This window comes from Streptomonospora sediminis (assembly GCF_054778995.1).
The window spans coordinates 13654-40056 of record NZ_BAAGYZ010000136.1 but is presented as its reverse complement, the minus strand read 5'-3'; the positions used below and the strand labels follow the sequence as shown (position 1 = coordinate 40056).

The 26403-nt window shown below is 73.1% G+C and carries 20 protein-coding genes; 12 read left to right on the top strand and 8 right to left on the bottom strand.

The annotated features are described in order from the left end of the window. Positions 1-114 precede the first annotated feature (114 nt). Positions 115-1248 (top strand): hypothetical protein, encoded by a 1134-nt coding sequence (locus ACYVD5_RS26355; RefSeq protein WP_461003847.1) that lies wholly within the window; start codon positions 115-117, stop codon positions 1246-1248. Between the two features lie 123 nt (positions 1249-1371). Here the strand turns inward: ACYVD5_RS26355 and ACYVD5_RS26350 are convergent, their stop codons facing one another. Together ACYVD5_RS26350 and ACYVD5_RS26345 are read right to left on the bottom strand one after the other, a co-directional pair. Next, positions 1372-1563: a DUF397 domain-containing protein gene (locus ACYVD5_RS26350; RefSeq protein WP_461003846.1), complete on the bottom strand. Its 192-nt coding sequence runs from the start codon at positions 1561-1563 to the stop codon at positions 1372-1374. A 613-nt stretch (positions 1564-2176) separates the two neighbouring features. After that, the gene (locus ACYVD5_RS26345) at positions 2177-2611 is read right to left on the bottom strand and encodes a winged helix-turn-helix transcriptional regulator (protein WP_461003845.1); all 435 of its coding nucleotides are present in this window, start codon (positions 2609-2611) and stop codon (positions 2177-2179) included. An 84-nt stretch (positions 2612-2695) separates the two neighbouring features. Between ACYVD5_RS26345 and ACYVD5_RS26340 the strand changes: the two genes are divergently transcribed. The 3 genes from ACYVD5_RS26340 (at position 2696) to ACYVD5_RS26330 (ending at position 10421) form a co-directional block, all read left to right on the top strand. After that, positions 2696-3106: a RidA family protein gene (locus tag ACYVD5_RS26340; RefSeq protein ID WP_461003844.1), complete on the top strand. Its 411-nt coding sequence runs from the start codon at positions 2696-2698 to the stop codon at positions 3104-3106. 245 nt (positions 3107-3351) lie between these two features. Further along, the gene (locus tag ACYVD5_RS26335) at positions 3352-6804 is read left to right on the top strand and encodes an ATP-dependent helicase (RefSeq protein WP_461003843.1); all 3453 of its coding nucleotides are present in this window, start codon (positions 3352-3354) and stop codon (positions 6802-6804) included. 83 nt (positions 6805-6887) lie between these two features. After that, complete coding sequence (locus ACYVD5_RS26330) at positions 6888-10421, top strand: ATP-dependent helicase (protein ID WP_461003852.1); 3534 nt, start codon at positions 6888-6890, stop codon at positions 10419-10421. A gap of 38 nt (positions 10422-10459) precedes the next feature. Here the strand turns inward: ACYVD5_RS26330 and ACYVD5_RS26325 are convergent, their stop codons facing one another. After that, entirely contained in the window at positions 10460-12091 is a 1632-nt protein-coding gene (locus ACYVD5_RS26325) for an FAD-dependent monooxygenase (protein ID WP_461003842.1), read from the bottom strand. Positions 12092-12212: 121 nt separating this feature from the next. Here ACYVD5_RS26325 and ACYVD5_RS26320 point away from each other — a divergent pair, with 121 nt between their 5' ends. Together ACYVD5_RS26320 and ACYVD5_RS26315 are read left to right on the top strand one after the other, a co-directional pair. Beyond that, positions 12213-12977, top strand: a complete 765-nt coding sequence (locus ACYVD5_RS26320) for a TetR/AcrR family transcriptional regulator (protein ID WP_461003841.1) — start codon at positions 12213-12215, stop codon at positions 12975-12977. Between the two features lie 144 nt (positions 12978-13121). Further along, positions 13122-14009 carry an alpha/beta fold hydrolase gene (locus tag ACYVD5_RS26315; RefSeq protein ID WP_461003840.1) on the top strand — a complete coding sequence of 296 codons (888 nt, stop codon included), beginning with the start codon at positions 13122-13124 and terminating at the stop codon, positions 14007-14009. A gap of 60 nt (positions 14010-14069) precedes the next feature. Here the strand turns inward: ACYVD5_RS26315 and ACYVD5_RS26310 are convergent, their stop codons facing one another. From ACYVD5_RS26310 to ACYVD5_RS26300, 3 genes are all read right to left on the bottom strand, one after another. Further along, entirely contained in the window at positions 14070-14930 is an 861-nt protein-coding gene (locus ACYVD5_RS26310; protein ID WP_461003839.1) for an alpha/beta hydrolase, read from the bottom strand. A 170-nt stretch (positions 14931-15100) separates the two neighbouring features. After that, a complete protein-coding gene (locus ACYVD5_RS26305; RefSeq protein ID WP_461003838.1) occupies positions 15101-15757 on the bottom strand; it encodes a response regulator in 657 nt (218 codons plus the stop codon). 10 nt (positions 15758-15767) lie between these two features. After that, a complete protein-coding gene (locus ACYVD5_RS26300; RefSeq protein WP_461003837.1) occupies positions 15768-18203 on the bottom strand; it encodes a histidine kinase in 2436 nt (811 codons plus the stop codon). 299 nt (positions 18204-18502) lie between these two features. Between ACYVD5_RS26300 and ACYVD5_RS26295 the strand changes: the two genes are divergently transcribed. Further along, positions 18503-19891 carry a M20/M25/M40 family metallo-hydrolase gene (locus tag ACYVD5_RS26295; RefSeq protein WP_461003836.1) on the top strand — a complete coding sequence of 463 codons (1389 nt, stop codon included), beginning with the start codon at positions 18503-18505 and terminating at the stop codon, positions 19889-19891. A gap of 140 nt (positions 19892-20031) precedes the next feature. Beyond that, positions 20032-21003: an NAD(+) diphosphatase gene (gene nudC, locus ACYVD5_RS26290; protein WP_461003835.1), complete on the top strand. Its 972-nt coding sequence runs from the start codon at positions 20032-20034 to the stop codon at positions 21001-21003. Positions 21004-21083: 80 nt separating this feature from the next. On the opposite strand, the gene ACYVD5_RS26285 is transcribed toward nudC, so the two are convergent. Together ACYVD5_RS26285 and ACYVD5_RS26280 are read right to left on the bottom strand one after the other, a co-directional pair. Next, a complete protein-coding gene (locus ACYVD5_RS26285; protein ID WP_461003851.1) occupies positions 21084-21512 on the bottom strand; it encodes an ANTAR domain-containing protein in 429 nt (142 codons plus the stop codon). Between the two features lie 125 nt (positions 21513-21637). Continuing rightward, positions 21638-21901, bottom strand: a complete 264-nt coding sequence (locus ACYVD5_RS26280; RefSeq protein WP_461003834.1) for a mycoredoxin — start codon at positions 21899-21901, stop codon at positions 21638-21640. Between the two features lie 488 nt (positions 21902-22389). On the opposite strand from ACYVD5_RS26280, the gene ACYVD5_RS26275 reads away from it, so the two are divergent. From ACYVD5_RS26275 to ACYVD5_RS26260, 4 genes are all read left to right on the top strand, one after another. Further along, positions 22390-24495: an ATP-dependent DNA helicase UvrD2 gene (locus ACYVD5_RS26275; protein ID WP_461003833.1), complete on the top strand. Its 2106-nt coding sequence runs from the start codon at positions 22390-22392 to the stop codon at positions 24493-24495. After that, positions 24464-25462 (top strand): acyl-CoA thioesterase, encoded by a 999-nt coding sequence (locus ACYVD5_RS26270; RefSeq protein ID WP_461003832.1) that lies wholly within the window; start codon positions 24464-24466, stop codon positions 25460-25462. Before ACYVD5_RS26275 ends, ACYVD5_RS26270 begins: the two co-directional genes overlap by 32 nt. Positions 25463-25633: 171 nt before the next feature. Next, a complete protein-coding gene (locus ACYVD5_RS26265; RefSeq protein ID WP_461003831.1) occupies positions 25634-25918 on the top strand; it encodes a hypothetical protein in 285 nt (94 codons plus the stop codon). Between the two features lie 202 nt (positions 25919-26120). Next, positions 26121-26399 (top strand): WhiB family transcriptional regulator, encoded by a 279-nt coding sequence (locus tag ACYVD5_RS26260; RefSeq protein ID WP_461003830.1) that lies wholly within the window; start codon positions 26121-26123, stop codon positions 26397-26399. Positions 26400-26403: the final 4 nt, after the last annotated feature.

Sequence of the window (26403 nt, the reverse complement as noted above, 5' to 3'; positions counted from 1 at the left end):
GGGACGTTCTACCAACCGCCGGTGGCCCGGGCGGCTTGACAATCCCATAGAAGCACCCCCCCGAGCCGCCGGCACCGGGTCGTACCGCGGCGGCAGTCTCTTTGGGAGTCCCTCTTGGAACCCACGTTCGCCGACTTCTCCGCAGCTGAACCGCACCTGGGCAACGCCGCAGTGGAGTACCGCAGGTGCGGGTTCGCGCGCAACCACCTGGCCGTCGACGCCGGCGGGGGGATCGAGTTGGCCTTTGCCGTCGATGGGGAGCCCCCGGCTGCGGACCTGGTCGAGGCGACGCTCAAGGTGACCGCGCTGGTGTCCAAGGACGGCCGGTCTCCCGGACACGCGCCGATGAGCATCCTGGTCAACGGCGAGCCGGTCACGTCCCACCTGACCGTCCCCGGCGGCGGCGACCTGCCGCAGACCTGCGACTTCGCGGTCCCCGGCCGGTGGCTGCGGCGGGGCACCAACCTCATGGAGGTGCGCAGCAGTCTGGAGTCCCGCACCAAGTTGCGGCTGTACCGGATCACCCTCGACCCGGTGTACGAGCGGGGCCGGTCGGAGCGCGCGATGGCCGCGGCCGCCGCCGAGCGGTCGGTGTTCGTCTACACCACCCGGAGGCACCCGGCGGACGGCGCAGCCGCGACCGGGCGGCTGGTCGTGCACGTCGACCGCGGCGAGCGTTCCTTGCCCGCGCAGGTGTCGTGGCGCAGCGACGACGGTGCGGAGTCGGCGGTGAGCTTCCAGTCGGCGATGGAGAGTTTCCACGGATTCCACCGCGACGCGCACGGGCGGCTGAGCGAGTACCGCGGCGAGTTGGCGGACCGGCGTGCGTTCCCCGGCGGGTTCGGCAGGGACATCGCGCTGCACCGGTTCCGGACCGAGGAGGGGTGGGGCGGCGGCTGGCACAGGTCCGGCGAGCTGCGGCTGCTCATCGACGACAAAGGCGCGCCCGTGGAACGGGTCACCTGGCGCGACCAGCGCGGCAATTCCGGATCCGTCGGGTTCCAGGCGGAAGGCGCGGGTTTCCTCGGCTACTACCAGCGGCACAACGAAGGCCCCATCGGATACCGGGGCTCGGCCGCCTCGGATTTCCGGCAGCGGCAGCTGCACCGGCGAGCCCTGGTGGTGGCCCGCCGGGCGCGACGGGACCGCCGGCTCGCAAACACCGGACCTGCGGGCGAGCCGGGATCCGGGGCCCCGGTCGAGTTGGCCGACATGGTGCCCCAGGGTCGGACACCCCGGATCCGGTAAGGGGCGTGCTGCGCTGAAACACAGCCGGCGGAAGGAACGGGGTTCCGGCAGTGCCGTTTCCGGAACCCCGCGGTTTGTCGGATCCTATTGTCGGGATCCGGGGAGGAGTGTTCGGGTTATCTGTTAGAACTCGTCCGATTTCGCGGCTTCTACGAGGGCACGCCACTCAAGAGAGGGAAACTTGAGCACCGCGCCCTCGCGGCTCTTGGTGTCGCGGACCGCGCTGGTGCCGGGAATATCGGACACCTCGACGCAATTCTCTTTCAACGTGTAGCTCGACGTGCGCCAGGGGATGCCGTCAGGGAACGAGTGCATACCGGTCTCCCTATCAATTCGTCTGATTCAGGCAATGATTCGTTCGTTCGCCGTCTCGTGCCGGCCACTGGATGTGGTCCCACGAATTTTGTGCATGCGTGCCTCAACCGGCTTTCCGGATAGAGGCCCGAGGGGATCGCAGCCCTTGCACGATACTAGGCGGCCCGATGAATACAAAGGGGTTCCGATGATCTTGCCGCCGGAACTCCGGGGTTTTCGGTCACGGGTATCCGCCTCAAATGTTTCGCAGGAAATCCACTAAGTCGGCCGAGCCTGCGCATCCCCGGGACGGCCCGCCCACCGGGCGCCTCGCGGCCGGCGGAACCGGCCGGGTCGGGGTGCACGGGTATCGCGGAAGCCCGCGGGCGGGTCGAATGCGGCTTCGGTATCCGGCCGCTGGGATTCTTCGTCCCGGAATGACCGGAGCAAACCAATCACCGCCCCGGAGAAAGTATTGGGACCCGCCCCCCGGCCGCGGTGGCGCATATAGGCACCGGTCGCCGCGTTCTGCTGCACAGAACCGCGGTGGCCGGTGCCGTTCAATGCCCGGAAACGCGGTGCGGCGGATTCCGTGCCGACCGCCCCGGTCTGCCCGGAACCGTCCCGAGCCGGTTCAGTCTCCGCCGCTGTCGTCGAATTGCTCGCGTGCGCGCTCGACACCGGCCATATTGGCGGTGGTCCAGTCGAAGAGCGCGTCGATCAGTTCCTGCAGAGTCCTGCCCAGCGGTGTGATGCGGTACTCGACGGCGAGAGGCCGCGTGCTCGCGACGATGCGTTCGACCATCCCGTTGCGTTCGAGGCGCCGCAGCGTGGCGGTAAGCGACTTCTGGGTGACGGCCGGCAGCGCGCGGCGCAGCTCGTTGAACCGCGAGGGCTGGTCGCACAGCTCGTCGAGTACCTGCAGCGACCATTTGTCGAGGACCTGGTCGAGCAGTTCGCGGTGCGCCGCGGTGAGCACGGCGCGGTCGGGCTTGGGGCGGTCGGGGATCGATCCGCCCGGGCGGTCGGATCGGGCGGGCCGGGGCGCGGAGGGGTCGGTTTCCCGCATGACACCTGGTCTCGTTGAAGTTCCCTTTGTATCCCAAGTAGACATTGGATACCTGCTGATGCGCAAGTGAGAGAGGAGCTTCCCATGCCCGTGCAGCTGCTGACACCCGAAGGCATGATGCAGCCGGTGCCCTACCAGCACGTCTCGATCGCGACCGGTACCCGCCACGTGCACGTGGTCGGCCAGATCGCCCGCAACGCCGAGGCCAACCCCGTCGCTCCGGGCGACCTCGCCGGCCAGCTCGAACAGGCCCTGCGCAACACGGCGCGCGGTCTTGCCGGTGCCGGAGCGGGCTTCTCCGATGTCGTGCGCCTCAGGTTCTTTGCCACGGACTGGAGCCCGGAGAAGATGGACGACTTCATGGCGGGCATCGACCGCGTCTCCGACGAGCTCGCGATCCCGCGGCCGCTGCCTCCCCTGTCGCTCATCGGCATCGACTACCTGTTCGAGCCCGACGTGCTCGTCGAGGTCGAGGCCTACGCCGTCCTCGACTGATATCCCGCGTGGCATCCGCTGCACCGGCGGCCCCGCCGTTGCTTCGGCTACCGCGCGACCCGTTACCGCACCAGCCGTTACCGCTCGGTTGCCCGACCGAGCGCCCCGGCCGCGTCCGAGTACCCGAGCGAGCGCTCCCGCGCCCGATCCGGGCCGCTCTGTGCAGGGGTGCGAACGGGGCGGGTGATACAGCGGATACCGCAGATCGCACCGGATTGTCATGGGGGTCTGGTGAACTGTCAGGGGTGAACTCATCCCCGTACCGTCTTGTGCGGCGCGTGCACGCCGATGCGCCGCCGCCGAGCCTGGATGAGAACCAGCAGCGTGTCGTCGCGCACCAGGGCGGGCCGCTGCTGGTCCTCGCCGGGCCGGGGACGGGCAAGACCACGACCATCGTCGAAGCCGTCGTCGACCGCATCGAGAACCGCGGCGTCGACCCCGCGCGCCTGCTGGTGCTGACCTTCAGCCGCAAAGCAGCCCAAGAACTGCGCGAACGCATCACCGCGCGGTTGCGCCGCACCACCCGCGAGCCGCTCGCGCTCACCTTCCACAGCTACGCCTATGCCCTGATCCGCCGCGAGTTCAGCCGCCTCGGCGACCACCCGCCGCGGCTGCTCTCCGGACCCGAACAACTCATGGAGGTCCGCGAACTGCTCGCCGGCGAGTCCGGCGACGGCGCCGCCATGTGGCCCGAGCGGCTGCGCCCGGCCCTCACCACCCGCGGCTTCGCCGAGGAGCTGCGCGACTTCCTGATGCGCGCGCAGGAGCGCGGGTTCGACTCCACCGACCTCGACCGCCTCGGCCGCGAGCACCGCCGCGACGACTGGGTGGCGGTCGGCGACTTCCTGGACCGCTACACCGGCCGCTTCGACATCGCGCCGGTGCCCACGTTCAACTACGCCGAGCTGGTGCGGGTCGCCGCCACCCTGCTCAACGACCCGCAGGTCCAGGCCCGCGAACGCGCCGCCCATGAGGCCGTCTTCGTCGACGAGTACCAGGACACCGACCCCGCCCAGGAGGAATTGCTGCACGCGCTGGCCGGCGAGGGCCGCGACCTGGTCGTGGTGGGCGACCCCGACCAGTCGATCTACGGCTTCCGCGGCGCCGACGTGCGCAACATCCTGGAGTTCCCGCAGCGCTTCCCCGCCTTCAGCGGCGCACCCGCACCCGTGGTGGCGCTGCAGACCTGCCGCCGCAGCGGCGCGGGGCTGCTGGCCGCCTCGCGCGGGCTCGCCCGCCGCCTACCCGCCGCACCGGCGCCCGGCGGCGGCCCGGTGAACGCGCACCGCGCCCTGGTGCCGGGGGAGCACGCACCCGAGGGCGACACGCAGGTGCTGATGGCCGAAAGCCCTGCGCAGGAGGCCGCGGTCATCGCCGACACGCTGCGCCGCGCGCACCTCATCGACGGCTTGGCGTGGTCGCGAATGGCCGTCCTGGTGCGCTCGGCCACCCGGCAGATGCCGACCCTGCGCCGCGCGCTGGCGGCGGCCGGGGTGCCGGTGGCCGTGGGCGGCGACGAGATCCCGCTGGCCGTCGAGCCGATCGTGCGCGCCCTGCTGCTGCTCATCCGCTGCGCGCTGCGTCCCGAAACCATTGACGAGGACGCCGCGCACGAACTCCTCACCAGCCAGTTCGGCGAGGCCGACACGGTACGGCTGCGCCGCCTGGCGCGCGCCCTGCGCCGCCTGGACCTCGACCACCGCGCCGTCCAGCGCCGGTCGGCTGAGCAGCAGGCGGGCCCGGACACCGGGGCCGACCACGACGCCGGCGGCACCGCTTCCGCCGGCGGCGACACACCGGACGGGGCCGATGCCGGCGCCGCCGCTGCCGCGGACACCGCCGGCGAATCCGATCGCGCCGAACCGCCCGACCCCGCGACTCCCGGTTCCGAGGCTCCCGCCCCCGGTACACCCCGCCCTGAAAGCCCCGGCCCCGAACCTCTCGGCGAGTCCGCGCACGGCCACCCGCGCGGCAACCGCCCCTCCTCCGAACTGATCGCCGACGCGCTGCGCGACCCCCGCGAACTGACCCTTGTCGACCCCGACGTCGCCGCCCCCGCCCGGCGCATCGCCGACTACCTGCGGCTGATCCGCGACCGCGCCGCAGGCGGCGGCTCCGCCGAGGATGTGCTGTGGGAGGTCTGGCAGGCTTCGGGCCTGCCGGACCGGATGCTGCGCGCCAGCCAGGCGGGCGGTCGGCGCGGCGCCGCAGCCGACCGCGACCTCGACGCCGTCGTCGCCCTGTTCGAGAGCGCCGCCCGTTACTGCGACCGGTTGCCGCCCGGCCTGCCGCTGGGTTTCCTGGAAGACCTCGAAGCCCAGGAGATCCCCGCCGACAGCCTCGCCGAACGCGCACCCGAGGGCGAAGCCGTCCGCATCCTCACCGCGCACCGCTCCAAAGGCCTGGAGTGGGACCTCACCGTGGTCGCCGGAGTCCAGGAGGGCGACTGGCCCGACCTGCGGCTGCGCGGCTCGCTGCTGGGCGTCGAGCAGCTCATCGACACCGCCGCCGGGTTCGGCGAGCCCGCCGCGGGCGCCGACCCCGGTTCCACCGGCGCCGCCGGAGCGGCCGTGGCGTCCAAGCTCCTCGACGAGGAACGGCGGCTGTTCTACGTCGCCATCACCCGCTCCCGCCGCCGCCTGGTCGTCACCGCTGTGGGCGGCGACGACACCGAGGAGCGCCCCTCCCGGTTCCTCACCGAACTCGGGCTGGGCGAGCCCGAGCGCGTCAGCACCGGCCGCCGCTGGCTGTCCCTGCCCGCGCTGGTGGCCGACCTGCGCGCGGTGGTCACCGACCCCCAGCGCCCCGACCCGCTGCGCCGCGCCGCCGCCGCCCACCTCGCCCGGCTCGCCGACGAAGGGGTCCGCGGCGCCGACCCCGCCGAGTGGTACGCCCTGACCCCGGTCTCCGACGACCGCCCGCTGGTCGAAAGCGCCGACCAGGGCGCCATCCGGGTCTCGCCGTCGCAGGTCGAGCGGTTCACCACCTGCGAGCTCCGCTGGCTGCTGGAGAACGCGGCGGGGGCCTCCGCCACGGAGCTCACGTCGGCGCTGGGGAGTATCGTGCACGCGGTCGCCGTTCTCGTCGCCGACGGCGCGGGGGTCGAGGACATCCGGCGCCGCATGGACGACATCTGGTCCGAGCTGGACTTCGGCGGCCGGTGGTTCGCCGGCAAGGAGCGCGAACGCGCCGACGAAATGGTGCGCAAGCTCCTTGCCTGGCACGAGACCGGCGAGCGCGAACTCGTCGTCACCGAGGAGGGGTTCAAGGTCGACATCGGCGGCATCGAGATCACCGGGCGCGTCGACCGGTTGGAGAAGGACGCCCAGGGCCGCGCCGTGGTGGTCGACATCAAGACCGGAAGCGGCAAGCCGAAGGACACCGACCTGGCGCGCCACCCCCAGCTCGGCGTGTACCAGCTGGCGGTGCTCAAGTCGGCCTTCGCGCAGTTCGGGCTGGCCGAACCCGGCGGCGCCGAGCTGGTGCAGGTGGGCAAGGCCGCCCTCGCGAACAAGGCCCGCACCCAGAGCCAGGCGCCACTGGGCGAGGACCCCGAACCGGGGTGGTCGGAGGAGCTGGTGCGCGGCGTCGCCGAAGGCATGTCGGGTGCGCGCTTCCAAGCGATGCGCAACGACTTCTGCGACTCCTGCGCAGTACGCTCCAGCTGCCCTGTGCACGACGAAGGGAAAAGCGTGTGACCGCCACGGAGCACGGGGCCGCGGCCCCGGATACCGCGGCCGGTTTTCCGCGGCGCCGGCTGAGCCCGGCCGAACTGGCCCGCATGCTGGGCCAGCCCGAGCCCACCGCCGAGCAGGCCGATGTCATCGCCGCGCCGCTGGAGCCGGGTGTGGTCATCGCGGGCGCCGGTTCCGGCAAGAGCGAGACCATGGCCGGGCGGGTGGTGTGGCTGGTGGCCAACGGCCTGGTCCGCCCCGAACACGTGCTCGGCCTGACCTTTACCCGCAAGGCTGCCGCCGAGCTGGCCGAACGCGTGCGCAAGCGGCTGGACCAGTTGCGCGCCACCGAGCAGGTGCCCGAAGAGGTCCTCGACGGCGATCCCGCGGTTTCCACTTACAACTCCTACGCGGCCCGGCTGGTCGGCGACCACGCGCTGCGCGAGGCGGTCGAGCCCTCGATCCGGCTCATCAGCGAAGGGCAGTCCTACCAGCTCGCCGCGCGCATCGTCGCCGACTACGACGGGCCGATGGACGACATCACCGTCGCGCCCCGCACGGTCAACGACCGGGTGCTGGAACTGGCCGGTGAACTGGCCGACCACCTGCGCACCCCCGATGACGTGCGGGGGATCGGCGCCTGGATCGCCGAGCGCGTGGCGGCGCTGCCCGGCAAACCGCGCACCGCAACCCGGAACCTGCAGGCGGCCCAGCGCCGCCGCGAGCAGCTGCTGCCGCTGGTCGAGCGCTACATCGCCGCCAAACAGGACCGCGAGGTGATGGACTACGGCGACCAGGTGGCCCTGGCCGCGCGCATCGCGCTGCGCCATCCCGAGGTCGGGCTGGTCGAGCAGAGCCGGTTCCGGGTGGTGCTGCTGGACGAGTACCAGGACACCAGCCACGCCCAGCTCACCCTGCTGCGGGCCCTGTTCGGCGGCGGCCATCCGGTCACGGCCGTTGGCGACCCCTGCCAGTCCATCTACGGTTGGCGCGGCGCCAGCGCGGGCAACCTGACCAGCTTCCCCACCGACTTCCCCCAGGCGCCGGGGCGGTCGGCGCCCGTGCGCAAGCTCGCCACCAGCTTCCGCAACGGCGAACGGGTGCTGCAGGTCGCCGGGCACGTCTCCGAGCCGCTGCGCGAGGAGAGCGGGTACGTGCCGGTGCTGTACCCGGGCGCCGCGCGCCGCGGCCGCGGGACCGTGGCCTGCGGGCTGTTCCACACCGAGACCGGCGAAGCCCGCTGGATCGCCGAGACCGTGCGGACCTGCCTGGACCAGCCCGCCCACCTGGCACCGGACGGCGCCGACTGGCCGGCCGGCGAAGGCGGCGACGGGCTGGGTTACAACGACGTGGCTGTGCTGTGCCGCAAACGCTCGCAGTTCCCGGTGCTGCGCGAGGCGCTGGAGGCGCAGGGCATCCCGGTCGAGGTGGTCGGGCTCGGCGGGCTGATGACCGTGCCCGAGGTCCGCGACATCGTCGCCACGCTGCGGGTGCTGCACGACCCCACCGCAGGCAACGAGCTGGCTCGGCTGCTGACCGGCCCGCGCTGGCGCATGGGCCCGCGCGACCTGGTGGCACTGGGCGAGCGCGCCGCCGAACTCGCCAAGGAGACCCGCCGCGACCTGGCGGGCCCGGCCCAGGAGGCGCCGCCCGGCGAGGACGCCGATGAAGATTTGCTGCGGCGCACGGTGCTCGACCTCACGGCCGAAAGCGGCAGCCTCGTCGACGCGCTGGACGACCCCGGCCCCGCGGAGCGCTACTCCGAGACCGGCTACCACCGGTTGGCGGCCCTCGGCGCCGAGATGCGCGCGCTGCGCCGCCTGGCCGCCCAGCCGCTGCCGGACCTGGTCGGCGAGGTCGAGCGCACGCTGGGCCTGGACATCGAAGTGGGTGCGCGCCCCGGCCGCGACCCGGTGGCCGCCCGCGCCGACCTCGACGCGTTCCTGGACGCGGCGGTGCGCTTCGTCGGCAACAGCGAGGACCCCACGCTGGGCACCTTCCTGAACTACCTGCGCTCGGCCGAGGAAGCCGAGAAAGGCCTGGAGCCGGGCGAGCGGGTCGGCGGCAGCGACACCGTCAAGCTGATGACCGTGCACGCCGCAAAGGGCCTCCAATGGCCGCTGGTGGTGGTGCCGGGGCTGTCCGGCGGCAAAACCTCGCCGGTGTTCCCCACCAGGCCGCGCGACGCCGGCGGGTGGGTCACCAAGGAGCAGAAGCTGCCGTTCCCGCTGCGCGGCGACGCCGCCGGGCTGCCGCGGCTCGCCGATGTGGACAAGGCGAGCATCGAGGAGTTCACAGCGGCCGACAAGGAGCGCCACCGCATGGAGGAGCGCCGGCTGGCCTACGTCGCCGTCACGCGGGCGTCGTTCGCGCTGCTGTGCTCGGGGCACTGGTGGGGGCATGCCGGCACGAGCCAGCGGGGGCCGTCGGATTTCCTGGAGGAGATCCGCGAAGCCTGCGAGCAGGGCGCCGGGCGCGTGGCGGCCTGGGCCGCTCCCCCGGAGGAGGGCGAGACCAACCCGCAGACCGTCGAGGTGGCGCCGGTGTCGTGGCCGCAGCGGCCCGACGATCTGGAAGAGTCCGCGGCGCGGCGCCGCAGCGAGATCGCCGAAGGCGCCGAACTGGTCGCCCGGGCGCGGCGGGGCGGGTCCGGCACGGCCGATGGGAACGGCGGGGCCGGCGGAGTCGGCGAAGCAGGCGGGGTCGGCGTAGCAGGCACGGTCGAGGGGGGCGGCCCGGCCGGTGCGGCGATCGGCGCCGGCGATGCCGCGGCGCCCGACCAGGGCGGCCGCGGCGACCCGGCCCAGCGGCCGGAGCCGGATCCGCCCCAGCAGCCTGAGCGGCGGCAGGCGGAGCCCGCGGATACCGGCTCCGCCGCCGAGACCCTCGGCGAGCGGTGGCTGTCCCTGCTCGACCGCGCCCGCATGCCCGCGTCCATGCGGCGCCGGCTGGACGGCTGGTCCCGCGATACCGACCTGCTGCTTGCCTACCGCGACACCGCGGTCCCCGCAGGCGCCGACGGCACCATCGCGGTCGAACTGCCCGCGCACCTGTCGGTGTCGTCGCTGGTGTCGCTGGCCCGCGACCCAGCGGCCCTGGCCCGCCAGATCCGCCGCCCGCTGCCGCGCCCGCCCGCGCCGCACACCCGGCGCGGCACCGCGTTCCACGCCTGGCTTGAGCAGCGCTTCGGCCAGCAGAGCCTGCTGGTGCCGGGCGAACTCCCCGGCGCGGCCGACGACGGTGCCGGCAGCGACGAGGACCTGGCCGACCTGCAGCGCCGCTTCGACGCCGGCGAGTGGGGCGGGCGGGTCCCGCTGGAAGTCGAGGTCCCCTTCGAGACGATCATCGGCGACCGCTTGGTGCGCGGCCGGATGGACGCCGTCTTCCGCGATTCCGGCACCGGCACCTACGACGTCGTCGACTGGAAAACCGGGCGCCCGCCGCAGACCGCCCGCGAGCGCCGCGCGGTCGCCGTGCAGTTGGCCGCCTACCGCATCGCCTGGGCCGAGCTGGCCGGGGTACCGCTCGGCAGCGTCCGCGCGGCGTTCCACTACGTCCGCGCCGAGGAGACCGTGCGCCCCGCCGACCTGCTCGACGGCGAGGGCCTGGCCGCCCTGCTGGACGACCTGCCGCAGGTGTAGCGCCCCGGCTCCCTGCCGCACCGGGAGCCGCTGATGGCTCAGGCGGCGCCGCTCGGTGCGTGGGCGCCCGCGAGGCAGGACGCGAGCTGCAACGCGGAACCGACCGCCTCGGCGAGTTCGGAGTCCACCGCCGGCGCCTCGGTGCAGCGCCAGGCGATGTAGCCGTCCGGGCGGACGAGCACGGCGCCGCTGCGCGTGAGCCCGAACGCGCGCCGGAACGCGTCCGGCACCTGGGGTGCCAGCCCGGCGCCGAGGACCCGGCAGGCCGCGGTCGGCCCGGGCCGGGCGGCCGCCCGGTCGGCGGCGGCCGCCCACCGGGGGTCCTCGGTCAGCAGTACCCAGCCCTGCTGGAACAGGTCCAGGCTGGAGAGCCGTTCGCCGCCGCGGTCCAGCCACACGTGCGGCGCGCGGGTACCCGGCCGGCCGGCCCATTCGTCGGGCCGTGCGGCCGGAGGCGGTTGCGCTCCGGCCCCGAGGACCGCGTCCGAGCGGTACAGCAGGCCGAGCTCCATCGCGTCGTCGCTCAACGCGGCGCCGCGGGTGCCGGCTTCGCTGACGTGGCCGTCGTTGTGGGCGATGATCTGGTCGTGGCACAGCCATGCGACGGGGCGGCGCTCGGCGTCGTAGGTCTCCAGCAGCCCGGGCCCGGCTTCGCCGGAGATGACGGCGGCGAGTTTCCAGGCGAGGTTGTGCGCGTCCTCGATCCCGACGTTGGCGCCGTAGCCGCCCCGGCTCGGCGGCAGGGTGTGCGCCGCGTCTCCCGCGAGGAAGATCCGGCCCTGCCGGTACCGGTCGGCGATGGAGAAGGTCAGGTCCCAGCGTCCGGTCGTGATGATCTCGGCGTCGGGGTCCGGGCGCCCGAGCGCCTGGGCGATCAGCCCGAGCAGGGCCTCCTCGTCGCGGTCGACGTCTTCGTGCAGCATCAGCAGCGACCGGCCGTCCCTGTAGTCGGACAGCATTCCTTTGAGACCGGGCTGGTCGATCTGGAACTGGTGGATGCCGCCGCGAGGGGCTTGGTCCATCACGGGGGAACGGAACAGCACGCTGCGCATGACGCCGATACCGCCGCGGCCGCTGCGCCCGATACCCAGCGATTCGCGCACCGGGCTGCGGTTGCCGTCCGCGGCCACCAGGTATTCCGCCCGCAGTTCGTGGGCGGTGCCGTCAGCGCGGTTGCGTATGAGCGCTTCTACACCTGCACCGTGCCCGTCCTGTTCAAAGGACACGAGTTCGGTGCCCAGACGCAGGTCGGCGCCGAGTTCGGCCGCGCGGCCGCGCAGGATCGGTTCCAGGGTGTCCTGGGCGATTTGGGCCTTGCCGCACGGGGAGTACTCGGTGGCCGGCGCGGGTGCGTCGCCGGACTGCCAGTGCATCTCTTCGAACCACCGCCCGGTCAGGCTCTCGACCCGCCGCCGGCGCACCTGGGCGCCGGGAGGCACCTGGGGGATCAGCTCCGCTAAACCGACCGACCGGTACAGCTCCAGGGTACGGCGGTGGTAGCCGATCGCGCGCGGGTGCGGGGAGCTGCCCTGGTGCCGTTCGACGAGCACTGCGGGAACCCCGTGCCAGGCCAGGAACAGTGCGGTGGACAGGCCGGCCAGGCCTCCGCCGACCACGAGGACCGATGTCGATTCGGGTTGCCGGGCTTGTGCGGTTGGTTGCGATCGCATGGCGGCCGCCTCCTGAGAATCTCGATACGGTGTATTGACTTATACACTGTATTTCATCGATGCGTTGTACGGTAGTGGCGGAGCACACATCCGTGCGGGTTCGGGAAAGGCGGTGCGGTCAATGGCGCGAGCGGGCGACGACGGAGGCGCGGAACCGAGGCTGGTCTGGGAGCGCCCCGAACCACCCGGCCGGCCCGCCCTGAGCCCGCTGAGCAGGGACCGGATCGTCCGTGCCGCCATCGAACTGGCCGATGCAGACGGGCTGGCGGCGGTATCGCTTCGCAAGGTCGCCGCCGCGCTGGACGCCGGGCCGATGCGGCTCTACGGCTACATCGCCACCAAGGAGGAACTGCTGGAGCTGATGGTCGACTCCGTCTACGGCGAGATCGTCGGGGAAGCAGCGGAAGGCCGGCGCGACGGGTCCGATGCGGCGGGCGGCAACTGGCAGGCGGTGCTGCGGTCCGGTGCCCGCGGGTTGCGCCGGGCCGCACACCGGCACCCCTGGTTCGTCGAACTGCTGGGCGGGCGCCCGCACATCGGGCCCAACGCGCTGGACCGCCAGGAGGCGGAGCTGGCCGCACTGGACGGCACACCCGGATTCGAGGACATCGACACCGTGCTCAAAGCCGTCGCCGCGGTGAACTCCTACACCATCGGCGCCGTGCGGCGCGAGATCGCCGACCTGCGCGCCGAACAGGCCACCGGCATGGACCGGCGGCAGATGCAGCAGACCGCCGGTCCGTACATGCTGCGAGTCGCGGCCAGCGGCCGCTACCCGACCGTGGCCCGCGTGATCCGAGACGCCCGCCACGACGGCGCCGACACCGTCTTCGAAGAAGGGCTCGGCTACGTCCTGGACGGCATCGCGGCACACGCCGCGGGTTGAACGTGCCGGGCGGGGTGCGGCCGGTCCCGGCGGCATAGGACCTGCCACCGGCCACACGCGCGGCGCCGCAACCGATGAGTTTTCCCGCGGCCGCCGGTCTGCACTGCAGAACCCGCCAACGCCATACACGGAAAGGGCTGCGCCATGACCGCAATCGACACCCGCACGCTCGACGCTCCCGGAGCGGCCATCACCTACGACATCCGCGGCGGCCTTGGCGCGGCCACCGCGGACGCCCCGGTCCTCATGCTGGTCGGCTCGCCGATGGACGCGAGCGGCTTCACCACGCTGGCGTCGTACTTCACCGACCGGCCGGTCGTCACCTACGATCCGCGCGGCACCGGCCGCAGCGTCCGCAGCGACGGCACCGGGGAACTGGTCCCGCAGCAGCACGCGGCCGACCTGCACCGGGTGATCGCAGCACTCGGCGCCGACCGGGTCGACCTGTTCGGCAGCAGCGGGGGTGCGGTCAACGGCCTCGCCCTGGTGGCCGAGCACCCCGAACAGGTGCGCACCCTCGTCGCCCACGAGCCGCCGACCGCCCGGGTGCTGCCGGACCGCGAGCAGGTGCTGGCCGTCTGCGAGGCCATCCACCGGACCTACGAGACCAGGGGCATGGGGCCCGCGATGGCGAAGTTCATCGACTTCACCGGGCAGGTCGGGCCCATCCCCGGCACCTACGCCGACGAACCCGGCCCCGACCCCGCCTCGTTCGGGCTGCCCACCGAGGACGACGGTTCGCGCGGCGACCCCCTCCTGGGCCAGAACCTGCGCGGCTGCACCGCCTACCGGCCCGACTTCGAGGCCCTGGCCGCGGCGCCCACCCGCATCGTTGCCGCACTGGGCCGGGAGTCCGAAGGGACCATGGCCGCGCGGGGGGCGGGGGGAGTGGCCCAGGGGCTCGGCGGCGAGCCCGCGGTCTTCCCCAGCCACCACGCCGGGTTCCTGGGCGACGAGTACAGTGAGTACGGCATGTCGGGCGACCCCGAAGGGTTCGCGGCCAAGCTGCGGCAGGTGCTCGCACAGACCTGACCGGCCGCGGCGGCGGTGGCCCGGTTCGGAGCGGCGCGCCGGCTGCGGGCCGGTCCGCTTTCACGGCCGCGCCGCTGCGGCCGCGTCGACCGAATCCGCGTCGCCCGCCGCGATCGCCGCCGTGGCGGCCAGGGCGGCGCTGCCGGGCCGGTAGTAGTGGGTGTGGCCGCTGATGCCGCCCGGAGCGAACCGGGTGGCGCCGAACCGCGGGTTCATCGGGTCGCCGCCCAACCCGATCGGGCCGATGCTCACATTGGGCACCCAGCGGATCCAGTCGTCGGGGGTACGGGTCGCCCACACCCGCGCCCGGATCGCGCCGGCGTCGGCCACCCCCATTCCCGGGCTGGCCAGGGCGACGACGTCGTCGGCAACGCCCCGTTGCGCGGTGGCCAGCCCGCACACGGCGGTACCGTAGCTGTGGCAGGCCAGTGTCACGTGGGCGCGGTCGGGCAGCACCTCGCGTGCGAAACGGACCAGTTCGCCGGCGCCCTGCCGGGCCTGCCCGATGCCGGCGTGTTCGAGGCCGTAGCCCTGGGGCGGCAGATACCCGAGCCACACCACGACGGCCGCGCCGCGCTCGGGGGCGCGGCGGCGCATCTCGGCGTAGAGGGCGCGGCCGTTGCTGAGCGGCACCGCACCCGGGGCCGCGGTGCTCTCGCGGAAGTTGTGCCGGGTCTGGCCGGAGCCGGGAACGACGACGGCGACGTGTTCGGCACCGTCCAGATCTCCGAGGACTTCGACCACGCGCCCGGACCCGGTCGGGTCCTCGGCCAGCAGCACGTGCCCGTCCAGTTCGGTCTCGGTGTAGTCCAGCGGCGCGGGCGGCCCGTCTGTCGGCTCGGTCTGCCACCGCCAGCCGCTGCTCAGGCCCATGGTGGCCACCAGCGCGATAAGGAGCAGTGCCGGTATCCGTCGTGTCATGGGGCATGACGCTAGGCAGCGGGCCACCGAGATCGCGTCACCGCTGAGAGCGAATCAGCGCCTGCCCCTTGAGGGGGATGGCACACGGGTGCTGCCCCCACCCGCCGCTGCGCGCGTGCACCTCGGTCGGCGCACGGAGACTCCCGCTCCCGCCGGCGGCGGGCCGGCGGTTAAACCAACCCGTTCTCGTAGGCGAACACGACCGCCTGGGTGCGGTCGCGCAGCGCGAGCTTGGTGAGGATGCGCCCGACGTGGGACTTCACGGTCTGCTCGGCGAGGAACAGCTCCTCGGCGATCTCGCCGTTGGACAGGCCGCGGGCGATCTGGCGCAGCACGTCGGCTTCACGCGGGGTCAGCTCGCCGACGCTTTCGGGGCGGGCGCTGATCTTGCCGCGGCGGCGTTCGGCGATATCGGCGATCAGCCGCCGGGTGACCGAGGGCGCCAGCAGCGCCTCGCCTTTGGCGACGATGCGGACGGCCGCGCGCAGGTCGTCCACTGGCGCGTCCTTGAGCAGGAAGCCGCTGGCCCCCGCGCCCAGGGCTTCGTAGACGTACTCGTCCAGGTCGAAGGTGGTGAGCATGAGGACGCGCGGGCCGTGCTCGCCCGTGCCGCCGGCGATCTCGCGGGTGGCGGTGAGCCCGTTCATCGAGGGCATGCGGACGTCCATCACGACCACGTCGGGGCGGTGTTCCGCGGCCAGCGCCACCGCTTCGCGGCCGTCGGCGGCCTGGGCCACGACCGAGATGTCCTCGGCGGCGTCGAGGAGCGCGGCGATGCCGTCGCGGACCATGTCCTGGTCGTCGGCGACGATCACGGTGATGGGCATGGAGCCCAGCCTAGGGCTCATCGCCGCCCGAAGATCCGACGGGCAGCTCGGCAACGACGTCGAACCCGCCGTTTTCGGTGGGTCCCGCAAGCAGCCGGCCGCCGAGCATGGCCGCGCGTTCGCGCATGCCCACCAGGCCGTGGCCGCCGGAGTCGGCCCCGGCCGCTCCGTTGCCGCCCGGTTCGGACCCGGTACCCGGGTCGCCGCCCGGGGGCGGCCCATTGGACACCCGGACCGTGAGCAGCGACGGGGTGCGAGTGAGGGTGATCGTGACCGGCGAGCCGACCGCGTGCCGGCCGGCGTTGCTCACCGACTCCTGCACGATCCGGTAGGCCGACAGGTCCACGGCGCCGGGCAGGCCCTGGGCGGCCTCGTGCGCGGCCTGCGGGCCGCCCTCCAGGGTGACGTCCACGGCCGCTTGGCGCACGCCCTCGACCAGGTCCGGAAGCATCGCCAACCCCGGCTGCGGCGCGTTCTCGGGAGCCTCGTGCTCCTCGCGCAGCAGCCCCACCACGCGCCGGGTCTCCGCCAGCGCCTCGCGGGCGGCGTCGCGGATGGCGGTGAAGGTGCCGGCGGGTCCGGAGCCCAGCTCGCGGAACTTGTAGGGGGCGGCGTCGGCCTGGATGGCGATCATGGACATGTGGTGCGAGACCACGTCGTGCAGTTCCCGCGCAATGCGGGAGCGCTCCTCCAGCAGGGCCTGGCGCGCGCGGTCCCGGCGGCGCAGCGCGCTCTCCCGCGCCAGCCGCTGCTGCGCGGCGCGCCTGCTGCGCACGTTGTAGCCGAACAGCAGGACGGCCGCAACTGCGGCCGACAGCCAGGCCGTCTGCCCGGGGTGGGTGCCCACGAGGGGGTAGGCGGAGAGGAAGCAGGCGGTGACGGTGACCATCCCGACCCCGACCGTGGTCCGTCCCGGATAGTTGACCGCCACCGCGTAGAGGACGACGGGCAGGGCCACCAGCGCCGCCACCGGCCACGGCCACAGGTGGTACTGCGGAAGCGCTGCGACGCCGGCCGGCAGCGGCGGAGCGCTGTTGCCGACCGCGATGAGCACGGCGACCAGTCCCGCCGCCATGATGCGCCAGCACAGCAGCGGGGCGAACGGCAGCAGCGCGAACGGCAGACCCACCGCGCCGCCCAGCAGCACCGACACCACAACGTCCAACTGGTAGAACTCGACCAGTTGGACGGCGACGAGAGCGGCCACCCCGCAGCTCAACCCGAACAGCACGAACCACGCCGTCACCTCGCGCGGCTGCGCAGGCTGCTGCTGTTGCGGCCCCTCGCCCGCGGCCCCGGCGGACTCCGGACCGGCGCCCCCGGCCGGCCCGGTGCGCTCATCGGGCAGCACGAGCCACAGCAGCAGGTACACCGCGATGCCCAGCGGCAGCGAGACGATGGGGAACAGGATGCGCAGGGTGATGGCCATGGGCTGGGAGCCGCGCGCCAGCCCGGCGCACACGCCCGCGACGATGCGGCCCTGCGCGGGGCGGTGCGGGCCGTGGAACAGCCGCAGCGGGCCCTGGGGACGGTTTCCGGGGGTACCCCAGAGCGCGTCCCACACAGCGCGGACGATGGCCGCGGGACCCGGTACGCCGTTGTGCGCCGGATCGCGGTTGCGCGGGCCGCGGGGGCGGACCGCGCCGCCGCCGGCGTCCCCATGGGCGGCGGCCGCCTGCTTGCGCGGCGTGGCGGGTGCGGCCGCGGCCATGCGGTGCAGCCGGCCCGCGTGGGCCCCGCGCAGCCGCACGTTGTCGCCGATCAGCAGGACCGCCGCAGCGGCGATGGCACACCACACCCCTGCCGTGGCCTGCGGGACCGCGCCCAGGATGACGACCGCTGCGGTACACGCGCCGATGGCGGCCACGACGGACCGGTCGTACTGGGTGCCGGCAACGAACAGCACGGCCAGGTAGAACACCGCCGCCGCCACCGGGACCGGGACGGCGTCGCCGGCCGGCAGCATGAGCATCGACACCGCCACCGCCGCGGTCATCAGCCGCCACACCAGCAGCACGGACCCGCGCAGCGCCAGCAGCGGCGCTCCCAGCGCGGCTCCGGCTGCGGTCGCCGGGAGGCCCTCGGCGCCGGAGTTCCACAGTTGCGCGGCGCTCGCGACCGCCGTGAACAGTGCAGCGGCGCCCAGGAAAAGGATCCCGTCGAACCGTTCGCGGCCTTCGGCGCCGGGGCGTCCGGCGAGGCGCACCAGCCACAGCAGCGGGTAGGCGAGCGCCGGAACCACCTGCCGCGCGAAGCTCCGCCGCACCTCGGCCGCCGGGCGCCCCGTACGCGCGGCGATGGCGGCGCACACCCCGCCGAGCAGCGGGGGAGCGGCGGTGCCGGCCGCGCCGGGGTCATCGGGGTCGTCGGCGGGCAGCCACCGCGCGACGTGCTCCGCCCGCCGCCACAGCGCGTCCAGGAGGGCGTCCGCCGCGGCGGGCGCCACGTTCTGCCGGGATGGTGCACTGCTCCCGGTCGGCAGTTCTTCGCCGGACATGCCCGCCTAACGTCGAGTCCGCAGATTACGGGGCCGCACCGGCAACCGCCGAACGCCGCGGTGCCGGGCGAGCCCGGAGGAAAACCCTAGAGGGCCGGGCCCCCTGCGGGCATGCCGCTCAGGTACCGCCCGGCGTGGCTCTGCGGTACCTGTCGGCCGTCTGCCCGGCCGCCCCACCCGGGACATTAGGCTCAGAGCAGCGGCGGGTCGCCGCGGAACCGGCAATTCGAGGAAGGAAGCGGTCGGGTATGGATGTGCGCGGCTACGTCGAGGAGCACCGCGGCGAGTTCGTCGCCGCGCTCAAGGAGTGGGTGGCGATCCCGTCGGTTTCGGCCGAGCCGGGCCACCACGGCGACGTGCGGCGCTCGGCGGAATGGCTGCGCCTGCACCTGGCCGCCACCGGGTTCCCCACCACCGAGGTCTGGGAGACCGGCGGCATGCCCGCCGTCTTCGCGGAGTGGCCCGCCGCCGACCCCGCCGCCCCCGTGGTCCTCGTCTACGGCCACCACGACGTGCAGCCCGCGCACACGGCCGACGGGTGGGACACCGAACCGTTCGCGCCCGAAGAGCGCGGCGACCGGCTGCTCGGCCGCGGCACCTCCGACGACAAGGGCCAGGTGCTCTTCCACGCACTGGGCGTGCGGGCGGGCCTGGCGGCATCGGGCGAGGACGCGCCGCCGGTGACACTGCGGATGCTCATCGAAGGCGAGGAGGAGTCCGGCTCGCCGCACTTCGCCGAACTGCTCGAACGCCACCGCGACCGGCTCGCCTGCGACGTCGTCGTGGTCTCCGACACCACCATGTGGTCGGCCGGCACACCGTCGATGTGCGTGGGCATGCGCGGGCTGACCGACTGCGAGATCAGCATCACCGGACCCGCGGCCGACATGCACAGCGGCTCTTTCGGCGGCGCGGTCCCCAACCCCGCCCGCGCCATGGCCGGCCTGCTCGGCGCGCTGCACGACGAACAGGGCCGGGTCGCCGTGCCCGGCTTCTACGACGGCGCCGCCGCAATCAGCGGTGAGGAGCGCGCCCTCATCGCCAAACTGCCCTTCGACGAGGCGGAGTGGCTGCGCACCGCCGGCAGCCGGGCGGCCTCCGGCGAGGCCGGATACAGCACTCTGGAACGCATCTGGTTGCGCCCCACCGCCGAGATCAACGGGATGTGGAGCGGGCACACCGGCGCCGGCAGCAAGACCATCGTGCCGCGTTCGGCCCACGCCAAGGTCAGCTTCCGGCTGGTACCCGGCCAGGAGACCGCCCGCGTGCAGGAAGCGGTGCGCAGGTTCGTCGCCGGCACCGTGCCCGCCGGCCTGACCGCCGAGGTGGAGTTCAGCGGCCCCGGCGTGCGGGCCTGCGCCTCCGACATCGGCTCCGGTGCGGTGCGGGCCGCCCGCTCGGCCATGGAGCGGGCGTTCGGCACCGAGGTGCTGTTCACCCGCGAGGGAGGCAGCGGCCCCGAAGCCGACCTCGCCGACATCCTCGGCGCACCGCTGGTCTTCGTCGCCGTCGGGCTGGACGAGGACCGCATCCACGCACCCAACGAGAAGGTCGAGATCCCCCTGCTGCTCAAGGGCGCCGAAAGCGCCGCCTACCTGTGGGAGCACCTGGGCCGGGCGGCGCCGCAGGCCCGCTGATCCCCGCCGGGACAGCGCCCGGTGCAGGGTCCGTCGCCCCGGCCGCGTCCCCGCGTTGCATTCCCCGTTTCCCCGGCCTGCACGGCCGGGCCGGATGCGGCGGCGTCCGCCCCGCGACCTCCCTACGATGAGAAGGGCCGATGCTTTCCTCAACCGAGACCCCAGCGCTCTCCCGCGGAACCATCGATCCGGTCGGCCACCGCCGGACCGACGACACCTGGCTGGAGAAAGCCTGGGCCGACCCGGGCACGCGCGTCCTGGTCCTCGAAAGCGGCGACCCCGCGGCCGAGGACCGCCGGATGCTGCTGGACCGCCGCTCGCGCACCCTGGTCGCCACCGACCGCGACGGCGAGCCGCACGTGGTGTTCACCTCACCCGAACACGCTCCCGAAGGCGACCGGTACCTCCTCGGCACCGACGAGACCGGGCGGGCGCACTTCGCCGTCCTGGCCGCAGCCGACCACGGGCTGCCCGACATCCCCGGCGCCCGGCCGGCGTCGCTGCGCGAGACCGGCGCCCTGCTCGGCGACCGCGACTCCGGCCTGTTCACCCGCGCCGTCGCACTCGCCCACTGGAACGCCACCCACCGCTTCTGCCCCGCCTGCGGCGCCGCCACCCGCTCGGCCGGAGCCGGCCACCTGCGGGTGTGCACCCGGGAAGGCACGGAACACTACCCCCGCACCGACCCCGCGGTGATCATGCTGGTGCACCGCGGATCCGGCGCCGGCGAGGAGTGCCTGCTGGGCCACAACCCCCGCTGGCCCGAGAACCGCTACTCGGTGCTGGCCGGGTTCGTCGAGCCCGGGGAATCGCTGGAGCAGGCCGTGGTGCGCGAGGTCGCCGAAGAGGTCGGGGTGGCCGTCACCGACCCCGTTTACCAGGCGTCGCAACCCTGGCCGTTCCCGCGCAGCCTGATGCTGGGCTACACGGCGCGCGCCGTCGGCGACGCCGAACGCACCGACGACCAGGAGATCTCCGAGTCTCGCTGGTTCACCCGCACCGCTCTGCGCGAGGCGGCGGAATCGGGCGAGGTGCTGCTGCCGGGCTCGGTCTCGATCGCCCGCAAACTCATCGAGCACTGGTACGGCGGGCGGTTGCCCGGCGAGTGGTAGCCGAGCGGCGGGCCACCGCCTGCGAACCCGCCGGGGCACGGGTGCGGGCGGCCGCGCCGCACGGCGCAGAACGGCACGAGTCAGCCGCGGCGGCGAGTGGCCTCGGCGGCTGCGCCCTCGGCGGCGAGCTCGCCGGGCAGCGCGGTCAGCGGGTTGGTGGAGCTGGCGACCACGTCGGCGGCCAGGTCGGCGACCTTGCGGCCGCGCGAGCGCGAGGCCGAACGCAGCAGCTCGAACGCCTTGCGCGGCGTGAGCCGGTGGCGCTCGGCCAGGACACCGATGGCCTGCTCGACCACGACCCGCGTGTGCAGGGCGTGTTCCAGCTGCGCCACGGTCATCCGCAGGCGCTCCTCTTCGCCGCCGGCACCCGATGCCCGCGGGGGCGCGGGCACCGCGGTGCGCGGCTGGTCTTCGGCGGCGAGCAGGTCGGCGAGGACCATGGCGTTGAGCAGGTCGGGCAGTTCCTCGCCGTTGTGCACGCGCCAGCCCTCAGCGGTCCGCTGGATCATGCCGTACGGGGTGCCCGCCGTGCCGGCCGTGCTGTTCGACGTCACGTCTTTCCCCAATTCCTAACTCCCCCGTGAAGGGCGCCGGCCGCAATCCGCCCCGGGCGGTGGCCTCTCGTGCCGTTCGGTCACGACATCGACGCCGCGAGCTTGTCCTTCACCTGCGCCAGCGACGGGTTGGTCATCGCCGATCCGTCGGCGAAGACAACGGTCGGAACGGTCTGGTTGCCGCCGTTCACCCGCATCACATATTCGGCCGCCTCGGGCTCCTCCTGGATGTCGACCTCGTCGACCCGGATGCCCTCGCGTGCCAGCTGGCTCTTCAACCGCTTGCAGAAGCCGCACCAGGGGGTGGTGTACATCGTGATGGAACCGCCGTCGGGGGTGGTCATCGCACAATCTCCTTCGACATCGGGGCGGGCCCCGGCCGGGGCCCGCGACAAGCGCAACGTGCAACACTGCTTACCTGCAAGTCTGCAACGCTGTGTGCCGCGCGGAGCTTCCCCGGTACTGCTTCGTGCCAGCTGGTCGGACGTGCCGCAGCGCACCGCGGTTCCGCAAAAACGGCGGCCGGTGCCTGCGCAGCCTGCGTTGGCGCCGCCGGCGCCGCAACCCCGCCCGGATCGCCGCACCGGATAGGCGCCACCGGCCGTGCCCGTGTCCGCAACCGCGCCGTCCACAACCGCGCCGTCCGCTTCCGCCGCACGCACCCATGGCTGAGACTTGAGAGACTGAGCGGATGGATGCGGTCGGCTGTTGCCGGTGCAGCCGCGCGTGGCCGCTGAAAAACGCCGACCAACCACTGCAGAGCCGACACCACCCCGAACCCGTCCCGCCCGAGCGTCCCGGTGCGGGGGCGCACTCGACTGGAGGCGCAAGCATGGACCCCGACCGCGTGCTCGAGGGGCTCGACCCCGAACAGCTCGACGCCGCGCGTGCGCTGCGCGGCCCCGTGTGCATCCTGGCGGGAGCCGGCACGGGCAAAACCCGCGCCATCACCCACCGCATCGCGCATGCGGTCGCCAGCGGTATCGCCACCGAGCAGCAGATCCTCGCGGTGACCTTCACCACCCGCGCCGCCGGCGAGATGCGGGGCCGGCTGCGTGCGCTGGGCGCGCCCCGGGTCCAGGCGCGCACCTTCCACTCCGCGGCCGTGCGCCAGCTCTCCTACTTCTGGCCCCAGGCCATCGGCGGCCCCCCGCCCACCCTCATCGACAGCAAGATCCAAGAGGTCGCACGGGCGGCGAACTCCTGCGGCCTCCAGCTCGACCGCACCGGGCTGCGCGACCTCGCCGGCGAGATCGAGTGGTCCAAGGCCACCCAGGTCCGCCCGGCCGACTACGAAAAATCCATCGCCAAGATCGGCCGCGCCGCCCCCATGCCGGTCCACGACGTTGCCCGGGCCTACGAGGCCTACGAGGAACGGTGCCGCGACCGCAACCTGCTCGACTTCGAGTCGATGCTGGAGCTCACCGCGGCCATGATCGCCGAACATCCCCAGATCGCCGAACGCGTCCGCGACCAGTACCGCTACTTCGTCGTCGACGAGTTCCAGGACGTCAACCCGCTGCAGAAACTGCTGCTCGACGCCTGGCTGGGCGACCGCGACGACCTGTGCGTGGTGGGCGACCCCAACCAGACCATCTACTCCTTCGCCGGCGCCACCCCCAGCTTCCTCACCGGGTTCTCCGCCGCCTACCCCCACGCCACGGTCGTGCGGCTGGTCCGCGACTACCGGTCCACGCCGCAGGTGGTGCGGGTGGCCAACGGCGCGCTCGAACACGCCCGCGGCCCCGCCGCGGAACACCGCCTGGAACTGGTCGCCCAACGCCCCGACGGCGCCGACCCCATCTACACCGAGTACGACGACGAACCCGCCGAAGCCACCTCGGTGGCCCGCAAGATCGCCGCGCTGATCGACTCCGGCACCCCCGCACGCGAAATCGCGGTGCTGTTCCGCACCAACGGCCAGGCGGCGGCCTACGAGCAGGCGCTCGCCGATGCCGGGGTCGCCTACACCGTGCGCGGCGCCACCCGCTTCTTCGAACGCCCCGAGATCAAACAGGCCGTGCACACCCTGCGCGGGGCCCGCCAAGGGGCCGGCTCCGACCCCCTCGTCCAGACCGTGCGCGACATCCTCGTCCCGATGGGCCTGACCCCCGAACCCCCCGAAGGCCGCCAGGCGCGCGAGCGCTGGGAGTCGCTGGCCGCCCTGGCCCAGCTCGCCGAGGACGTCGCCGCCGCCCGGCCCGGCGCCACCATGCAGGACTTCGCCGACGAGCTCGACGCCCGCGTGGCCACCGAGCACGCCCCCGAGTACGAGGGGGTGAACCTGGCCTCCCTGCACTCGGCAAAGGGGCTGGAATGGGACGCGGTGTTCCTGGTGGGGCTGACCGAAGGGCTGATGCCGATCGTCTTCGCCGAGTCCGCCGAGCAGGTCGAGGAGGAACGCCGCCTCTTCTATGTCGGGGTCACCCGCGCCCGCGAGCACCTGTCGCTGTCGTGGTCGCTGGCCCGCTCGCCCGGCGGCCGCAAGTCCCGCAAACCGTCGCGCTTCCTCGACGGCCTGCGGCCGGCGTCGCCGTCGCTGGCCGGCCGCGAAAACCGCAAACAGGCCAAGGTCGTGCGGTGCCGGATCTGCGGCAACACCCTCATCGAGGCCGCCGAACGCAAGCTCAACCGGTGCCTGGACTGCCCCGCCGACTACGACGAGGCGCTGCTGGAGCGGCTGAAGGAATGGCGGCGGGGTGTGGCCGACGAACAGAAAGTCCCGGCCTACGTCGTCTTCACCGACGCCACTCTGCAGGCCATCGCCGAACACGTCCCCGCCGACCGCGGCCGCCTCTCCGGCATATCCGGCGTGGGCGCGGTCAAGCTGGAGCGCTACGGTGATGCCGTGTTGGCGTTGTGCGCAGGCAAGGAACCCGCCGACCACCGCGAGGGAGATGAGCCCGATGGGGGACCGACCGAGCCGCAGACCGACTGACACGGCCGGGCGGCCCGACCACGGCCGGCCCGACCGGGAACAGGCCGGCCGCCAGGATCAGCCGGACCAGCCGGACCTGCGGGATCAGCAGGGCCGGCCGGGCCAGAGCGTCGCCGGGCTGCTGGACACCCTCGACTTGGAGCGCATCGAGGACAACATTTTCCGCGGCCGCAGCCCCGATGGCGGTCCGCAGCGGGTCTTCGGCGGCCAGGTCGCCGGGCAGTCCCTGGTCGCAGCCGGGCGCACCGTGCCCGCCGAGCGCAGCGTGCACTCCCTGCACGCCTACTTCATCCGCCCGGGCGACCCCGCGGTGCCCATCGTCTACGACGTCGACCGGGTGCGCGACGGCCGCTCCTTCACCACCCGGCGTGTCACCGCGATCCAGCACGGCAAGGCGATCTTCACGCTCTCGGCGTCGTTCCACAAGGCCGAACCCGGCCTGGAACACCGCGTCGCCATGCCCGACGCCCCCGGCCCCGAAGAACTGCCGACCATGCGCGAACGCCTCTACAGCGCGTTCGGCCGGGTGCCGCGCTTCGCGAGTTGGCACCCGATCGAGCTGCGCCCGGTTGGCCCGCTGTCCTTCGAGGTCGAGCGCGACCCCAGCCTCAGCACGACCGACAACCTGGTGTGGCTGAAGGTCGACGGCCGCCTGCCCGACGACCCGCTGCTGCACGTGTGCCTGATGACCTACGCGTCGGATATGACCCTGCTCGACACCGTGCTGCTCAGCCACGGGCGCTCGTTCTCGGGGATCTCCATGGCCAGCCTCGACCATGCCATGTGGTTCCACCGCCCGTTCCGCGCCGACGAGTGGCTGCTCTACGCCCAAGAGACCCCCACCGCCGGCGGCGCCCGCGGTCTGGCACGCGGCCTGGTGTACACCCGCGAAGGCGACCTGGTGTGCTCGGTGGTCCAAGAGGGCCTGCTGCGCGTGGTCGACACCGATACCGGCGCATCCGGGTAGCCGTTCACACATGCGCGTGCCGGGCGACCCGTGGCCGGGTCCGGCCGAATTCGCAGGTCAAAAATAGGTTGCCCGTCTTCTGCCCGCCGCCATAGTCTTGACCCCGTTAGCGCCCGCGCAGGCTGCGGACGAAAGTCCGCCGGCCCGACCGTGAAGGAGGTGTCCCATCAAATGATCATGAACTTGAAGCCCGGTTCCATCGCCGTCACCGGCGAGTCCGTCGTCATGTCCCGGGACACCGTGCGCAGTGGCGCCCTGCGCGTTAAGCCGCAGCACGTCGGTGTCTCGGGCATCGACCAGCAGCGGGTTCTGCACCACGGGATGACGGGTCTGGAGCGTTTTTATGCCCGTCTCGCCCGTACAGCGGATTGCAACCGCCTGGAAACCGAGCTCGCAGCAGGATCCCCGCGCCTCAAGGGCGTAGTGGGGGAGTGTCCACGGGACATCCCGGTCTAGCACCAAAGGCCGGGTAAGTCTTCCCGTGGCCGCGGACCCCGCAAAGGGGCCGCGGCCATTTTGATCCTCAAGTCAGAGTGCTCCCGAGTAATGGGGAGCGCCCTTTCGGATCGCATCGCAGGTTGTGGCCCCGCCGCCGGACGCATGTCCGGCCGATGAAGTCGCCAACCGCGTTCGACACCACAGATCAGGGAGGACACCGATGCTTGCGTCGGTCCTGCAAACGTCGAGTTTCGGCGAGATCGAGATCCCCTGCCGGCAGGAGCCCGACCTCTTTTTCGCCGAAGCACCGGCGGATGTCGAGGCGGCCAAAGCCATCTGCCAGGACTGCCCGGTCCGCGAGCAGTGCCTGGCCGAGGCTCTTGAGCGCCGGGAGCCGTGGGGAGTCTGGGGCGGCGAACTGCTCGTCGCAGGCAAGGTCGTGGCGCAGAAGCGCCCGCGCGGCCGCCCCAGGAAAAACGCCGAGCCCGTGGCCGCCTGAGCCA

Bases quoted from the DNA above. Each gene is read 5' to 3' on its own strand.
- ACYVD5_RS26350 (WP_461003846.1), bottom strand. From the start codon at position 1,563: ATGCACTCGTTCCCTGACGGCATCCCCTGGCGCACGTCGAGCTACACG.
- ACYVD5_RS26345 (WP_461003845.1), bottom strand. From the start codon at position 2,611: ATGCGGGAAACCGACCCCTCCGCGCCCCGGCCCGCCCGATCCGACCGC.
- ACYVD5_RS26340 (WP_461003844.1), top strand. From the start codon at position 2,696: ATGCCCGTGCAGCTGCTGACACCCGAAGGCATGATGCAGCCGGTGCCC.
- ACYVD5_RS26330 (WP_461003852.1), top strand. From the start codon at position 6,888: ATGCTGGGCCAGCCCGAGCCCACCGCCGAGCAGGCCGATGTCATCGCC.
- ACYVD5_RS26325 (WP_461003842.1), bottom strand. From the start codon at position 12,091: ATGCGATCGCAACCAACCGCACAAGCCCGGCAACCCGAATCGACATCG.
- ACYVD5_RS26320 (WP_461003841.1), top strand. From the start codon at position 12,213: ATGGCGCGAGCGGGCGACGACGGAGGCGCGGAACCGAGGCTGGTCTGG.
- ACYVD5_RS26315 (WP_461003840.1), top strand. From the start codon at position 13,122: ATGACCGCAATCGACACCCGCACGCTCGACGCTCCCGGAGCGGCCATC.
- ACYVD5_RS26310 (WP_461003839.1), bottom strand. From the start codon at position 14,930: ATGACACGACGGATACCGGCACTGCTCCTTATCGCGCTGGTGGCCACC.
- ACYVD5_RS26305 (WP_461003838.1), bottom strand. From the start codon at position 15,757: ATGCCCATCACCGTGATCGTCGCCGACGACCAGGACATGGTCCGCGAC.
- ACYVD5_RS26295 (WP_461003836.1), top strand. From the start codon at position 18,503: ATGGATGTGCGCGGCTACGTCGAGGAGCACCGCGGCGAGTTCGTCGCC.
- nudC (WP_461003835.1), top strand. From the start codon at position 20,032: ATGCTTTCCTCAACCGAGACCCCAGCGCTCTCCCGCGGAACCATCGAT.
- ACYVD5_RS26285 (WP_461003851.1), bottom strand. From the start codon at position 21,512: ATGATCCAGCGGACCGCTGAGGGCTGGCGCGTGCACAACGGCGAGGAA.
- ACYVD5_RS26280 (WP_461003834.1), bottom strand. From the start codon at position 21,901: ATGACCACCCCCGACGGCGGTTCCATCACGATGTACACCACCCCCTGG.
- ACYVD5_RS26275 (WP_461003833.1), top strand. From the start codon at position 22,390: ATGGACCCCGACCGCGTGCTCGAGGGGCTCGACCCCGAACAGCTCGAC.
- ACYVD5_RS26270 (WP_461003832.1), top strand. From the start codon at position 24,464: ATGGGGGACCGACCGAGCCGCAGACCGACTGACACGGCCGGGCGGCCC.
- ACYVD5_RS26265 (WP_461003831.1), top strand. From the start codon at position 25,634: ATGATCATGAACTTGAAGCCCGGTTCCATCGCCGTCACCGGCGAGTCC.
- ACYVD5_RS26260 (WP_461003830.1), top strand. From the start codon at position 26,121: ATGCTTGCGTCGGTCCTGCAAACGTCGAGTTTCGGCGAGATCGAGATC.